Consider the following 14,477-nt stretch of genomic DNA (forward strand, 5'->3'; position numbering starts at 1 on the left):
AAACGGAAAAGAGCGCCGCAGACCCTGTCTTTACGTTGACAGGCAGACACACGGATATGCATAAGCATGAGTCAGTGTGACGTTGGGCTGACGACAGGCACATTCACGCGCCCTGAGGGGATTCGCTATACTCCCGTCATGGCAAGTGTCGCGATCATGATGGCCTAGTGTACCACTCTGCTCTCACGGCCTGCGAGACGTGCGATGGACTTCCCAAGAGATGATAGCCGCTAGCACAGATAGTTGATGGTGCATCCGGCCCAAGGCCTGGGCCCAGTGACAGGGAGCAGCGAAATGGACAAGCTGATGAGATCATTGCAGAGACCCCTATGGCTGCTGAGCCTGGTGCTGATGGCCGCTACCACCGGTATCTCGACAAGTACTATCGCTGCCGACAGAAAGGATGCGGATACCCGCGCAGGACAGACCAAAGCAGCCACCTGTGCTGCCTGTCATGGCGCACAGGGTATTTCTCCGGCATCTGCCTTTCCTCATCTGGCCGGGCAGCAGGCACACTATCTACGCAAGCAGATTGAAGATATTCGCGATGGGCGGCGCCCTGTCCCTCAGATGCCCGGCATGACCGATAATCTAAGCGATCAGGATGTAGCAGACATCGCTGCCTATTATGCTGCGCTACCCGCCAATCAGGGCCAAGCCGAACCTGATGCTGCCGAAAAGGGGGAAATACTCTATCGCGCGGGCTCACTCACCGAGGGCATCGCCGCATGTACTGCCTGCCATGGACCGCGTGGCGAAGGACTCGATGCTGCTGGCTATCCTGCGCTCGCAGGACAATTCCCTCAATATACCGTCGCAGCACTCAAGGCCTTCCGTGATGGCACGCGTGACAATGATCCCAATGCCATCATGAGTAGCATTGCAGCGCGTATGAGTGACAACGACATGCAGCAAGTCGCCGAGTATCTGCACGGGCTACGCTAAGGCATCCGCCTGCCCATCAATGGCGTATTACGCCATTGATCGCCGAAGATGCGCTCATTGCGGCATACCATCTCGTCGATGACGTTCATGCGCCGGTCAACCTTGTCGCGCTAATCTGCGACAACAGCGTTCGACGTGTGAACGGGGAGCAGTATCGACAGCAGCTGCCTGTGACACGCATACTCGATGTATCGCTAATGTTTCCGAGTGCCTTGCTCGGACATGCCTCAACTCGATGGAGATGTTCCATGATGTGGAAACCACTACTGACTCTGGTGGCGGGCCTTGGTCTGTCAGCAAGCGTTTTCGCCGCTGAAGCCGGCAAGGATTATCAGGTACTCGACGAGCCGGTGAAGACTGATGCACCAGCCGGTAATGTCGAAGTGGTTGAAGCCTTCTGGTATGGCTGCCCACATTGCTACAAGCTGGAATCCAGCCTGGAGCCGTGGGTAGCTGAGCTACCGAGTGATGTGACCTTCAACCGTCTTCCGGCCACTATGGGGCAGGACTGGGTCAAGCACGCTTATGCTTTCTATGCCGCTAAAGATCTGGGCATCCTCGACGAGACTCACAAGGCATTCTTCGACGCTATCCACCAGGATCGCCAGCGCCTGACAGACCCGGACGATGTCGCCGCGTTCTATAGCGACTATGGCGTGACAGAAGATGCCGCCAAGAAATCGCTGACGTCCTTCGGCGTGAAAAGTCAGGTCAATCAGGCTCACGCCCAGATGCGCGCCTACAAGATCATGGGCGTTCCGGCGCTGATCGTTGACGGCCGTTATGTCATCTCTCCAAGCACTGCAGGTTCACTGCCGAACATGCTCAAGGTGGCTGATGAGCTGGTCGAGCAAGTGCGTGAAGAGAAGGCTGGCAACAAGGACGCCGCTTAATGGCGTTAGCCACTAATTCAGTGGCCGCCAGCGCAATGGAGGGCGTCGTATCAAATGATACGGCGTCCCCTCTGCGTCTATTGACATTCAACATGCAGGTCGGTATTCACACCGCGGCGTGGCACCACTATGTTACCCGCGGTTGGCAGCATCTATTGCCACATCCCAAGCGCCGCCGGCGTCTGGAGCTGATCGCTGGTGCGATTACTCCCTACGATATCGTAGGCCTGCAGGAAGTGGATGGCGGTAGTTTTCGCTCTGGTAACGTCAATCAAGTCGATTCGCTGGCCGACACGGCTGAGTTTCCCTACCACTATCAACAGCTCAACCGTAATCTTGGCCGTCTGGCACAACACAGCAATGGCCTATTGTCGCGCCTGCCGATCAGCCGTCTTGAAGAACACAGACTGCCTGGCACCTGCCGGGACGCGGTGCAATACATGCCCGCTTTGGTGATGGCGAACATGCGCTACACGTCTTCGTGACCCACCTGGCACTTGGTGCGCGAATCCAGCGCAAGCAGCTCGATTATCTCGGAGAGCTGATCGCACCGCTCAAGCACGTCATCGTGATGGGCGACCTGAACTGCACGCTAGCGCAACTTCGCCAGCACAAGGACTTCTGTGAGGCACTGGATTCACGCCCCAGCAAGGCCATCAATAGCTATCCTGCCTGGCAGCCAAGCCGCGGGCTCGACCACATCCTGGTCTCCTCCACGCTACGCCTCAGTCATCCCGGCACTCTGTCGCATCTTTTCTCCGATCATCTTCCGATGGCGGTGGAAGTGCACCTTCCTGAACCGTGTCGCAAGGCTATTGGGCTCGCCTGATATTCCCCCTCTCCCGAAAGACTCCCCTCTCTTTTCTTATGCTGCAAAGTGGTTCACGCCCTGATTCTCGCCTGCTCTCCCTCTTCTTACCTACCCTCTTTTGGCCAACTTCTGCACCTCATCAATCGCGCCCAGCATACTAATACCCACCTAACAACTTGAAATAAAAGGTAAAAATATCTTGTCAGACCAATGATCCATTTGTAGTTACAGCCTCACTCGCTACTCTTGGCCTGTCTAAGACGTGGACTCATCGTGAGCCTAGCGCCAATAAAGGGATGTCGAGGAGTCACAGTGCAGCCTCTACAGGTCGCCAGCGTGGAATAGCGTTGTCTACCAAGCCCCATTCCCTCATTGCTGCTATCCGTCACTAGCTCCAACATGAGAAAAGCCTGAATCTAAGGTAACGGTGTTGAACGAAGCACCACGTCGCCTGACAACAACAACGCCAACAAATACCACCTGCTACCCGCAGGCCAAGGGGATTCCATGTCTGCCACTGCCTCTACCCCCGGCTGGCTCACAGGGCTCGACCGCATGACGGAAGGGCTAGGCCGCTGCGTGTCCTGGCTGGTCGTCATCATGATGCTGGTCGAATTCATGATCGTGATGCTGCGCTACGCCTTCAATATCAACAGCATCCAGATGCAAGAGTCCGTGATGTACATGCATGCGGCCGTCTTCCTGCTGGCCGCCAGCTATACCCTCAAACACGATAATCATGTCCGCGTGGATATCTTCTATCAGCGTCTGTCGCATCGTGGTAAATCGTGGATCGACCTTGGCGGCACCCTTTTCCTACTGTTCCCGGTGATGACCTTCATCCTGCTCTCAAGCCTCGGCTATGTCGGCGACTCCTGGAGCATTCACGAAGGGTCACCGGAATCCGGCGGTCTGCCGGGCGTTTATCTGCTCAAGACACTGCTACCGGCCATTGCCGTGCTGATGCTGCTGCAGGGCGTAGCTGAGGCTGGTCGCCATCTATTGTTCCTGTGTGGCCGCCTACCCTCTCCGCATACGAGCGAAGACACCCCCGATCACGATGAGGAACTGGTGTAATGCTCGAGATCATGCCGCTGCTGCTATTCGTATGTATTTGTGGAGTCCTGATGCTGGGCTATCCAGTGGCCTTGTCACTGGCAGGCACGGCGCTGGCTTTCGCTGGACTGGGCATGGGACTGGATGCCTTGGGAATTACAAATGGTGTCTTCGATGCCAGCTTCCTGTCGGCAATGCCCAATCGCCTTTACGGCACCATGACCAACCAGACTCTGCTGGCCGTACCACTGTTCGTGTTGATGGGCGTATTGCTGGAGAAGTCGAAAGTTGCCGAGACCCTGCTAGACGCCATGGCGCTGATGTTCGGCTCCTTGCGCGGCGGGCTGGGCATCTCCGTCACCATCGTGGGCATGCTACTGGCCGCCTCTACCGGTATCGTCGGTGCCACCGTCGTGACTATGGGCCTGCTATCACTGCCGACCATGCTCAAGCGTGGCTATGACCCATCACTAGCGACCGGTGCCATCTGTGCCACCGGCACGTTAGGACAGATCATTCCCCCCTCTATCGCACTGGTACTGCTGGGCGACGTGCTGTCCTCGGCCTACCAGCAGGCGCAGCTGTCGATGGGCATCTGGAGCCCGAAGACCGTCTCGGTGGGCGATCTATTCATCGGTGCCCTGATCCCGGGTCTGATTCTGGTCGTCGCCTATATCGTCTACATTGCCATCATCGCGTGGCTGAAGCCTGAGAAGGCGCCGGCTGTCGATCGCGATGCGCTGCTGGAAGAGCTTGGGCACACTGGGAGTATCGCCTTGTTGCTGCTCAAGGGTCTGGTACCGCCGATCATATTGATCGTCTGTGTACTAGGCTCGATTCTTGGCGGGCTGGCAACGCCAACAGAAGCGTCTGCCGTAGGTGCCTTCGGTGCATTAATGCTGGCCGTCGCCAATCGTAAATTGAGCATCAAGACACTCACAGAGGTCGTGCGCTCCACCACTCATGTCACCTCGATGGTGTTTCTGATTCTCATCGGTGCAGCGCTGTTCTCACTAGTCTTCCGCGGCTTCGGCGGCGAAGAAGTGGTCACCGAGATCTTCGAGAACATGCCGGGCGGTGTCGTCGGTGCCACCCTGGTAGTGATGCTGGTGATCTTCCTGCTCGGCTTCATTCTAGACTTTATCGAAATCACCTTCGTGGTAGTACCGATCGTCGGTCCGGTGCTGCTGGCCATGGGGCTCGACCCCATCTGGCTGGGCATCATGATCGCCATCAATCTACAGACGTCCTTCCTGACGCCACCCTTCGGTTTCGCGCTGTTCTATCTTAGAGGCGTGGCGCCCAAGGAAGTCACGACCAGTCAGATCTACAAGGGCGTCATCCCGTTCATCTTGATTCAGCTGTGCATGCTAGCTGCGCTGGCAGCCTTTCCGGGACTCGCGACCTGGCTACCAGCCCAGTTCTGAGGGTAGATAACGAAACAAAAAGCCGTCCACTGGGCGGCCATATAAAAAACGGCGGGGCTTGCCCCGTTGGCTGATGGGAGAGCCGCCATGCGGCTCATGCAGATGTGTCATATCCGGTGGCCGCTCGGCGGCACACCCTCTGCCCACAACTTGTCCACAAAAACAATCGGGCACTTCAAGGAGCACGCCATGCAACTCAACAAGCTCGCCTTCGGTATCGCCGTCGGTACCATGACGGCCATGGGCACCCTGCCAGCAATCGCCAATGCTGCCGATACCTACAGCTGGAAGATGGTCACCTCGTGGCCGAAGAACTTCCCCGGTGTTGGCCAAGGGCCTGAGCGTCTCGCACGACTGGTCGATGAGATGTCCGATGGACGCCTCAAGATCAAGGTCTATGGCGCAGGTCAACTGGTACCGGGCTTTGAGGTTCTCGATACTGTCTCGTCCGGTACTGCACAGATTGGCCACTCAGCTTCCTATTACTGGAAGGGTAAGTCGCCGGAGGCACAGTTCTTCGCTGCCGTGCCATTCGGTATGACTGCTCAGGAGATGAACGCCTGGCTGCATTATGGTGGCGGGCTGGAGCTGTGGAACGAGGTCTACGACAAGTTCGGTGTTGAAGTGATGGCGGGTGGCTCATCTGGCGTCCAGATGGGCGGCTGGTTCAACAAGGAGATCAACTCTGTCGCTGACCTTGATGGCCTCAAGATGCGTATGCCAGGTCTTGGTGGCGATGTCATGCAACAGATGGGCGTAGCCACCGTCAGCATGCCGGGTGGCGAGATATTTACCTCTCTGCAGTCTGGCGCCATTGATGCTACCGAGTGGATCGGGCCGTACAACGATCTGGCTTTCGGCCTCTATCAGGCAGCCAAGTACTACTACTATCCGGGCTGGCACGAGCCGACCGTCACCTTCGAAGCCATCGTCAACGACGAGGCCATGGCCGAGCTACCGGATGATTTGAAAGCTATCCTCCGCTCTGCAGTCCGCGACGTGAACCAGGACATGCTCGACGAGTACACCGCACGCAATAACGATGCACTCGAGACATTGATCAACGAACACAAGGTCGAGCTGCGCCGCTATCCACAGGACGTGCTGGACAAGGCTCGCGAGCTATCGCAGGGTGTCGTGAAGAAGCTTGGCGATTCCAACGAGCTGGCGGGACGCATCTATGAGTCCTACACCACCTTCGAAGGCAAGGTCGAGAAGTGGCACGAAGTGTCCGAGCAAGCCTACCTGAATGCCCGTAATCCAGAAGGCATCAAGTAAGACAGTACCAGAACTCGACCCGAGCACCTTACGCGCTCGGGTCACCGCTCCAATGCTTGCAGCCGCTTCTTCGGGAGCGGCTTTTTTGTGCCTCCACGCGGCACCGTTATCAGTGGCTTATCAATGGGAGTATCAGCTCTCAAGCATAAATGTCACTGGTCCATCATTGAGCAGCGAGACCTGCATATTGGCTCCGAAGCGCCCAGTTTCAATCCCAACGCCCAACTCTTCACCACACCGTCCCGCTCGTTCGACCAGATACGCGAAGAGGCGCTCGCCCTCGGCAGGCGGCGCAGCAGCAGAAAAGCTCGGCCGCATACCGCTGCCAGTATTCGCCGCCAACGTGAACTGGGAGACCAGCAACAAGCTACCACCTGCCTGCTGCACGTTGAGGTTCATCTTGTCTGCCTCATCGGCGAACACACGGTAATGCAGCAACTTATGCAAGAGTTTGTCAGCACGCGCTTCATCATCGCCTTTCTCGATCCCCACCAGCACCAGCAGACCGCTCTCGATAGCGCCAACGCTCTCATTTTCTACCATCACCTCTGCCTGGGTGACGCGCTGGATCAACGCTCGCATACAATTTGCTCCTGGAGGTCGGGATGATCATCACTGGCTCATGGCCACGGACTGATGAATTGGTCGAGCATATCAGACAAAAACGCCCCGCAGGCTTCGGCCTGCGGGGCGTTTTTGTCATCTCACATTGAATCAAATCGTACCCTCATACGCGCCTGTACTCATGTGCGCATGGACGTCAGTTGGCAAGACTCGGCAGGAACAGCGCAATCTGCGGGAACAGCATCAACAGCACTGTGGCCAATAGCAGCAGCGCGATGAAGGGAGGTGTGCCACGAATGACCTCCATATACGGTTTTCGGAAGACCGCCACCGCCGTAAAGATATCGCAGCCGAAGGGGGGCGTTGCCGAGCCGATCGCCGCCTGTAGAGTCACCAGCGTGCCGACGAGGACCGGATCAAGGCCAGCGGCATCGACTGCTGGCGCAAATACTGGCGCCAGAATCAGAATGACCACGATGGGATCAACGAACATGCAGCCCACGAAGTAGGCCACCGCGATCACCGCCAGCAACGCCAGGGCGTGTTCTGACAGGTAAGGAATGTACCCGCCGAGAATGGCATCCGGAATCTTGGCGAACGAGATCATCCATGAGAAGCCAGCACCCGCCGCGACGAGGATGAAGACCACCGCCGTGATCAAGCCGGTCGAAAAGGCGACGCTGGGCAGGTCTTTCAGGGTCACGCCACGGTAGATCAGCATTTCCAGAATCAGCGCATAGATCACCGATACCGTCGCTGCCTCAGTGGGCGAGAACATCCCCGAATAGATGCCACCAATGATGATGACAGGGAAGCCGGCAGGCAAGCTGGCGCGCTTGAGCGCCTTGAACCGTGACGGCCAGTCAGCCTTGGGCTGTGGCTGGATGCCCAGCTTCCACGATTTCCACATGCAGTAGAGAGAGAACAGCACCAGGATCAACAGCCCCGGGCCGATACCGGCGATGAATAGATCACCGACCGACGTGCCGGTTGCGACGCCGTAGATGATCATGCCGATAGACGGCGGAATCAACAGCGCAATATCCGAGGCATTGATGATCAGCGCAATCGTGAACTTGTCGCTATAGCCTGCCTCCAACAGCCGTGGGCGTAATGGCCGCCCCATCGCTACCACCGTGGCCTGGGTAGAGCCGGACACAGCGCCAAACAGAGTACAGCCCAACGCCGTCGTTACCGGCAAGCCGCCACGCCAATGGCCAACAAAGCGTTCGACCACATCCAGTAGACGCTGTGCCGTCGAGCCCTTGAGCATGATGTCGGCCGCCAGGATGAACATCGGAACCGCTGTCAGCACTACTGGCTGCAGGCCACCAATCATCTGCTGAATCACCAGTTCGGGCTTGAGGAAGGGAAAATCACTGAACAGCAAAAAGAAAGTACCAACACTCAGCGGCACCATCATGGGCACCCCAAGCAGCAACAGCCCTACCATCACGAGCAGGATCCACATGGGCAGCTCCATCCTTAGACCAGATACATGTTGTTTTTAAAAAATGCTAGTCAGCCAACAAGCCCCCAAAGGCCTCACAGACATGGCTGACGAAGATTCCTTACAAGGCACCGCTACCATCAGGCTCATCGTTCTCATCAATTTCTGATGTCTGCCAAGACAGCCATGATCCACTGGCAAGCAGGTTGCGCATGACCGCCATCAAGTATTGCAGTGCTCCCAGTGCCAGTCCGACAGGCACCACAGCATAGAGAATCGCCAACGACCAACGCAGCGAGGGTGTCACGCGCCCCGATTTCGCCAGACTCTGGAGATAGTCGACCGCCAGCCATGACAGATACGCCAGCAGCGCACAGGTAATGACCTGCCCCAGTATCAGCAATGTCTTGCGCAGCCAGGGCGGCGTAAAGTCCAATAACGCCGTCACACGAATATGGCGACCAGCACGTGCACCGTAGCTAATCCCCAGAAAGGTCAGCCACAGCTGCAGAATTTGCATTAGCTCTTCAGTGAACGGCAGACTGTGATTGAACACATTACGCCCGATGACGTTGGCGATACTGGCCGAGGCCATACCGAGGACACACACCACGATCAGCCAGCGTTCGACGTGTGCCAGACCACGGTCACTGCGCTCAAACAGTCCAGCCATGCCACGCAGTGATGCTGGCAAATGTGCAAGCGGATCTGGCGGTGCACCACTGCCGTCTGCAGCAGAGTGAGAATCAGATGATGAAGACTGGTTCATGGAGCAGTTTCCTGTCGGCTTGGCTTCCGGTTGCTTGGGCTTTTCATCCATCGCTTGGTTTTTTTATCAATAGAAAAGCCATTGCGTGGCTAATTCCTCCAAGATAAAACCAATTACTAGCGTTATTCGTTGGATCATGGCGAGCAGTCACCATTGTTTCCGTTCTAGGCAAACATGTTCTAGCTTTATTAGTGATCATGACTCGTATGACACAAGGAACCTGATTGACATGTCAGCGTGCCACGCACGCTACATCTGCATGAATCAGTAAGCGGCAAGTATCAGACAATAATGCTGAAAAACCTCATGATTCATAATAATTTCTAATCACATCATCCAATTTGGTAATTTTTTTATTATATTAAGGATGGCAATATTATCTAAACGATGCAAGCTGGACAGCGGGTGAGCGGCCAAGCCACCCGATGCTGATGGAAAACAGACAAGGAGAACAAGATGACCATGCAGTGGACCCCGTCACCCGAACAGACCCGCGAGACGACCCAACCACAGGTACCTGTTCGCCTTTCCGCGCTGATCAAGGGAATCGCACTAGCCTCCAGCCTTGGCGTATCAGCCTTCGCCTCTGCTGGCGTTCAGGCAGATACCTGGCGTTTCGCGCTGGAAGAGGTTTCCGGCAGCGTACAGGATGCCTATGCACAGGAATTCAAGCAGCGTATCGAGAAGGCATCCGAGGGTGATATCGACGTTGAGATCTACCCCTATGGCGCACTGGGCACCTCTTCCCAGCTCACCGAGCTTGTGCAGAGTGATGCTATCCAGCTGACTTTCGCCTCACCCGGCCACTTGGCCTCGGTGATTCCAGAAGCAGGCGTTTTCACGTTGCACTTCCTGTTTTCTGACGACAATGCCGTCAACGAAAAGGTACTGGGCAACTCCAAGGCCATCGACATGCTGTCAGAGGCCTACACCGAGCAGAATCTACAGTTGCTGGGCGTCATTCCGGAAGGCTGGATGGTGTGGACCGGTAATCGCGACATCGAGAAGCCGGCTGATATGGATGGCTTCAAGATTCGCACCATGACGTCACCCATTCTGGTTGAGACCTATCGCGGCTACGGTGCTAACCCGACGCCGCTGCCCTATTCCGAGGTTTACTCCGGCCTGCAGCTGGGACAGATCGACGGCCAGGTCAATCCGGTATTCGCTATCGAGGAAATGAGCTTCTACGAAGTTCAGGACTACATGATTCAGGCTAAGCAGGCGCAGTTCATCACCACTCTGGTGGCCTCCAGCGACTTCTACTCGGGCCTGGATGACGATCAACGCCAGGTTCTGGATAAGGTGACCAATGAGATGCGTCCCTACATCTTCGAGAAGCAGGAGCAGTACAATGCTGACCGCCTCGAAAAAATCAAGAAGGACAGCGATATCAAGATCATCACGCTAACTGACGAGCAACGCGATGCCTTCCGCCCAGAAGGCGAGAAAGGCTGGAAGGTCTTCCGCGAACAGGCGGGGGAGCGTGGCAGCAAGATACTCGATACCCTGCAGGCCGATATCAAGGCTGCTGAAGGCGAGTAAATCGCATCATCCGGAGTGGTCATATCCACTCTGGCCAAGATGAAAAAAACGCCCCTGCCGGTTATCCGGTAGGGGCGTTTTTTCGAGTCAATCAGACAGTAATCGTCGCCGTCATTCAGGCACTGCCTTGGAGCCTACCTCTCTGGCCGGCCCCTTATTGGCCCAGCAGCTGAGCGCGAAAATCGTCTTGCGCTGGCGTATCACCCAGCCAAATCGCGAACAGGCCATTGGCCAGTGCCAGCGAGTCACTACTGAAGATAACCGAGTCATTGAGCGTCAGTGTCAGCGCCCCTCTTCCTCCCCCTGCAGGCTGCCACTGCAGCGCGTAGCGATCACCCGGTACCACGCTACGATAGGCGGCATTGAACTCTTTCAGCGCCGACTCGACAGCCGCAAAATCACTCGCCGAAAGATTCTTGCGCACGCCCTTGGTTGTCGCCTTGACGAAATCTTCAGCATCAATGGCATGGAAATACTCCAACACCAAACGCCGCGAGATATCATTCAAGGGCGCTGGCCGTGGGCGTCTAGCATCCTGATAGTAAGCGCCGACATAGGCGTCCCACACCATGTAGGTGAAGAGCCCAGTACCGATCAGCATCATTGACTGGCCGCCAGGCGCGTCGATCTGATCAGCAAAGCTCACATCCTTGATCTCGGCAGCCAACACCTGCGGGCTCACGGCAGCCGCCATACAGGCCGCCAGACTGACCGCTAGCAGTCGAGGCTGAAACGCGCGAAGCAAAGGCAGACGGAACAGTGATGAAGTCATGGCTTTCACTCGTCAATGAAGCAACAGGATAGGAAACATCAACCTCATCACGCCGCTCCGAAAGGGGCCCGCGACAGAGAACCACTTATCACCACAGCGCATGAAAGTGATGCACAGGGCCGCGGCCTTTACCCACGCTGAGTTGATCCGATGCACGCAAGGCACCCAACAGCCATTCACGAGCCTCTTCCACGGCCTGTGGCAATGACCGCCCCTGAGCCAGACGTGCCGTAATGGCAGAGGACATTGAGCAACCAGTACCATGCAGGTTATCGGTCTCGATACGTGGCGCACACAGCCACTGCTCTCCCGCATCACTGACCAGCAAGTCATCACATGCCTGCCCCTCAAGCGCCCCGCCCTTGATCAGTACCGCCTTCGCACCTCTAGCGCGTAGCTCTCGCGCGACTGCCGGCATATCACTGCGGCCGATAAGTCGACGCTCGCCTAGCAGTACCGCGGCCTCATGCAGATTAGGCGTGATGATATCGGCTAGCGGCACCAGATACTTGGCCACGGCGCTGATGGCAGCATCATCAACCAATGCATCACCACTCTTGGCAACCAGTACCGGATCCAACACGATCCACGGTGGACGACGCTGGGCAAGCCGATCTGCCAGCATTTCCACGACTTGCGGGTCTGCGACCATGCCGATCTTGGCGGCACGAATATCAAGATCATCCAGTACGGCGTCCAGCTGCGCGGCAATGAACTCGCGCGATACGACCTCTACACTACGCACACCACAGGTATTCTGGGCGGTGAGCGCAGTGATCACACTGGCTCCATAAGCCCCCAGTGCGGAGAATGTCTTGAGATCCGCCTGAATGCCGGCTCCCCCCGAAGGGTCAGAACCCGCAATCGTCAGGACGCACGGAATAAGCATGCAAGAAACTCCCGAAAAATAGCATGAACATGCCACCAGCATACCCGAGCTGGACGGGGAAGAAAGCCACCATGACAGCCCTCACACCATGACTAGTGGAAGACTCACAGATGGATGAAGTCACATCGCTACTATCACTGGCATTGATTGCACTCGCCAGCGCCACGCTGTTACCCGGTGGATCGGAAGCGGCATTGGCCGGGCTCTGGTGCCAGGGGCAGACACCGTGGCTATTGTGGATCGCCGCGACGCTGGGCAATACGCTCGGCAGTCTGATCAACGTCGCCATGGGACGAGGGGCACGCCGCCTGCGTACTCGGCGCTGGTTCCCCGTATCACGCCGAGCATTGGCCCGCGGCACGCTCTGGTATCGTCGCTTCGGTGCCTGGAGCCTGCTACTGAGCTGGGCACCCGTGGTCGGCGACCCGCTGACCGTGCTGGCGGGAGTCTTCCGACTCGCATGGTGGAAGAGCGTGGTATTGATCGTGATCGCCAAGGGTGGGCGCTATGCCCTACTGCTGCTGGCCGCAGATCAATGGCTGAGCGGATGGTGTCGCTAGAGAGGTGCTGGCAGGCTTACCAACGCAAGCACCCATCGGCCAAGTGAACAAAACAGTGATTATGGGCACCGCTATACTGCACCGCGATTTCCGTGGGAGCGTGCTATGCTGACAGTCACATGCTGCAGCGCACAATAATGACGATATATCCCTATCGTTACCGCCAAGATGCTACGTAAAAGAGGCATCTGCGAAGGCGGTACCCTACCGGGAATAGCGGCGCTGCCGGAGAGGAGAAGGTTTCATGCGTGATACATCCTGCGACTTCTGTGCCGACGCGCTCAATATCCTGGTACTCCAGGGCGGCGGCGCCTTGGGCGCTTACCAGATTGGCGTATTTGAGGCACTCAGCGAAGCCGGTATCCAACCAGACTGGGTTGTCGGCACTTCTGTCGGTGCCATCAATGGTGCACTGATTGCCGGCAACCCGGATGGTGAGCGCCTGCAAGCGCTGGAAAAATTCTGGTATGGCATTGCCCAGCCCGCCACCAGCATGGGGGCAGCCTTCCACCCCTGGGAGCGCAGCATCGCACGTACCTCGGCGATGGTATTCGGCATTCCGGGCTTCTTCCGCCCGCGACCGCTATGGACAGTGCCGCTGTGGCAAAGCTTCTTCGGTGAGCCGCCCAGCCTTTACGACACCGAGCCGCTAGGCGACACACTCAATCGACTGGTGGATTTCGAGCGCCTCGACGCGCGTCATCCCGAGAATGTGCGCCTGTCCGTCGGCGCGGTGAACATCGGCAGTGGTGCACTGCGTTATTTCGACTCATCGCATGAAGCGCTGGACCATCGCCATATTCTCGCCAGTGGCGCACTCCCTCCCTCTTTCCCGCCAGTCTGGATCGATGGTGAGGCCTATTGGGATGGTGGCCTCTACTCCAACACGCCCGTCAGCTGGGTTCTGGCCGAGCACCCGCATGGCGAGACGGTCGTCAATTGCTATGTCATCGATCTGTGGAGTTCCGACGGCAAGGTGCCTGAAACACTTCAGGAAGCGCAGTTACGTGAGAAGGATATTCAGTATTCCAGCCGTGCGGGCGAGCACTTGAACCTGCTGGAAGAGAATCAGACGCTGCGCATGGGCATCGAGAATCTGGCGAATCATCTGCCAGAAAGCTTACGGAAAATGCCGGAGATTCAGGAAATTCTCTCCATGACCCAAAAGCCTTCCATCAATGTAGTGCGATTGCTGGCGGCGGCGCGACCTGGTGAAACCTCGCTCAAGGACATCGATTTCTCGCGCGCAACCATCGATGCGCGCAGAGGCAGTGGTTACGACGACATGCACGAAGTACTTAGTCGCTGCAGTCAGTTTGCGCCGCTACCACACAACATTGGCGTGATCGTGCGTAACTTCACCCGCGATGTCGACGGTGAGCTGATCAGCCTATCGACGCCAGAAGCCAGCCCGGTGCACGGTGAGAATGAGGGCGACCTCCCGACTCAAGCCGTCGGCAGCTAACGGCTAGCCCAGACTATCCACACCCTCTTTGCTTGCCACGGGGTGTGGATAAC

General features: G+C 57.0%; 15 protein-coding genes. 10 read left to right on the forward strand and 5 right to left on the reverse strand.

Features of this window, described 5'->3' with window-relative positions; translation table 11 throughout:
• Positions 1-294 precede the first annotated feature (294 nt).
• The 7 genes from BF12_RS0105925 to BF12_RS0105955 all read left to right on the forward strand — a co-directional run bounded on the left by BF12_RS0105925 (position 295) and on the right by BF12_RS0105955 (position 6,410).
• Entirely contained in the window at positions 295-945 is a 651-nt protein-coding gene (locus BF12_RS0105925) for a c-type cytochrome (RefSeq protein ID WP_024951473.1), read from the forward strand.
• A 251-nt stretch (positions 946-1,196) separates the two neighbouring features.
• Entirely contained in the window at positions 1,197-1,838 is a 642-nt protein-coding gene (locus BF12_RS0105935; protein ID WP_024951474.1) for a thiol:disulfide interchange protein DsbA/DsbL, read from the forward strand.
• Positions 1,838-2,323, forward strand: a complete 486-nt coding sequence (locus tag BF12_RS23365; RefSeq protein ID WP_345917368.1) for an endonuclease/exonuclease/phosphatase family protein — start codon at positions 1,838-1,840, stop codon at positions 2,321-2,323. The genes BF12_RS0105935 and BF12_RS23365 overlap by 1 nt, the downstream gene beginning before the upstream one ends.
• On the forward strand, positions 2,320-2,667 hold the full coding sequence (locus BF12_RS23370) for an endonuclease/exonuclease/phosphatase family protein (protein ID WP_345917369.1): 348 nt from the start codon (positions 2,320-2,322) through the stop codon (positions 2,665-2,667). The genes BF12_RS23365 and BF12_RS23370 overlap by 4 nt, the downstream gene beginning before the upstream one ends.
• Before the next feature lie 489 nt (positions 2,668-3,156).
• Positions 3,157-3,726, forward strand: a complete 570-nt coding sequence (locus BF12_RS0105945; RefSeq protein ID WP_024951475.1) for a TRAP transporter small permease subunit — start codon at positions 3,157-3,159, stop codon at positions 3,724-3,726.
• Positions 3,726-5,132, forward strand: a complete 1,407-nt coding sequence (locus tag BF12_RS0105950) for a TRAP transporter large permease (RefSeq protein WP_024951476.1) — start codon at positions 3,726-3,728, stop codon at positions 5,130-5,132. The genes BF12_RS0105945 and BF12_RS0105950 overlap by 1 nt, the downstream gene beginning before the upstream one ends.
• 189 nt (positions 5,133-5,321) lie before the next feature.
• Positions 5,322-6,410, forward strand: a complete 1,089-nt coding sequence (locus BF12_RS0105955; protein ID WP_024951477.1) for a TRAP transporter substrate-binding protein — start codon at positions 5,322-5,324, stop codon at positions 6,408-6,410.
• Between the two features lie 132 nt (positions 6,411-6,542).
• Here BF12_RS0105955 and dtd read toward each other — a convergent pair whose 3' ends face one another.
• The 3 genes from dtd to BF12_RS18920 form a co-directional block, all read right to left on the reverse strand.
• Positions 6,543-6,992 carry a D-aminoacyl-tRNA deacylase gene (gene dtd / locus BF12_RS0105960; protein ID WP_024951478.1) on the reverse strand — a complete coding sequence of 150 codons (450 nt, stop codon included), beginning with the start codon at positions 6,990-6,992 and terminating at the stop codon, positions 6,543-6,545.
• A gap of 178 nt (positions 6,993-7,170) precedes the next feature.
• Positions 7,171-8,445, reverse strand: coding sequence for a TRAP transporter large permease (locus BF12_RS0105970; protein WP_084487990.1), 1,275 nt, complete (start codon positions 8,443-8,445; stop codon positions 7,171-7,173).
• A 100-nt stretch (positions 8,446-8,545) separates the two neighbouring features.
• Positions 8,546-9,193, reverse strand: a complete 648-nt coding sequence (locus BF12_RS18920; protein ID WP_024951480.1) for a TRAP transporter small permease — start codon at positions 9,191-9,193, stop codon at positions 8,546-8,548.
• A gap of 456 nt (positions 9,194-9,649) precedes the next feature.
• Here BF12_RS18920 and BF12_RS0105980 point away from each other — a divergent pair, with 456 nt between their 5' ends.
• Positions 9,650-10,738 carry a TRAP transporter substrate-binding protein gene (locus tag BF12_RS0105980; protein WP_024951481.1) on the forward strand — a complete coding sequence of 363 codons (1,089 nt, stop codon included), beginning with the start codon at positions 9,650-9,652 and terminating at the stop codon, positions 10,736-10,738.
• A 154-nt stretch (positions 10,739-10,892) separates the two neighbouring features.
• Here the strand turns inward: BF12_RS0105980 and BF12_RS0105985 are convergent, their stop codons facing one another.
• Both BF12_RS0105985 and thiD read right to left on the reverse strand, forming a co-directional pair.
• Positions 10,893-11,510: a chalcone isomerase family protein gene (locus BF12_RS0105985; protein WP_051510775.1), complete on the reverse strand. Its 618-nt coding sequence runs from the start codon at positions 11,508-11,510 to the stop codon at positions 10,893-10,895.
• A gap of 88 nt (positions 11,511-11,598) precedes the next feature.
• A complete protein-coding gene (gene thiD / locus BF12_RS0105990; protein WP_024951483.1) occupies positions 11,599-12,399 on the reverse strand; it encodes a bifunctional hydroxymethylpyrimidine kinase/phosphomethylpyrimidine kinase in 801 nt (266 codons plus the stop codon).
• 110 nt (positions 12,400-12,509) lie between these two features.
• Here thiD and BF12_RS0105995 point away from each other — a divergent pair, with 110 nt between their 5' ends.
• Together BF12_RS0105995 and BF12_RS18925 are read left to right on the forward strand one after the other, a co-directional pair.
• Positions 12,510-12,959 (forward strand): YqaA family protein, encoded by a 450-nt coding sequence (locus BF12_RS0105995; protein WP_024951484.1) that lies wholly within the window; start codon positions 12,510-12,512, stop codon positions 12,957-12,959.
• Between the two features lie 244 nt (positions 12,960-13,203).
• Positions 13,204-14,424, forward strand: a complete 1,221-nt coding sequence (locus tag BF12_RS18925; protein ID WP_024951485.1) for a patatin-like phospholipase family protein — start codon at positions 13,204-13,206, stop codon at positions 14,422-14,424.
• Positions 14,425-14,477 lie beyond the last annotated feature (53 nt).

Source organism: Cobetia crustatorum, from assembly GCF_000591415.1.
Classification (GTDB): Bacteria; Pseudomonadota; Gammaproteobacteria; order Pseudomonadales; family Halomonadaceae; genus Cobetia; species Cobetia crustatorum.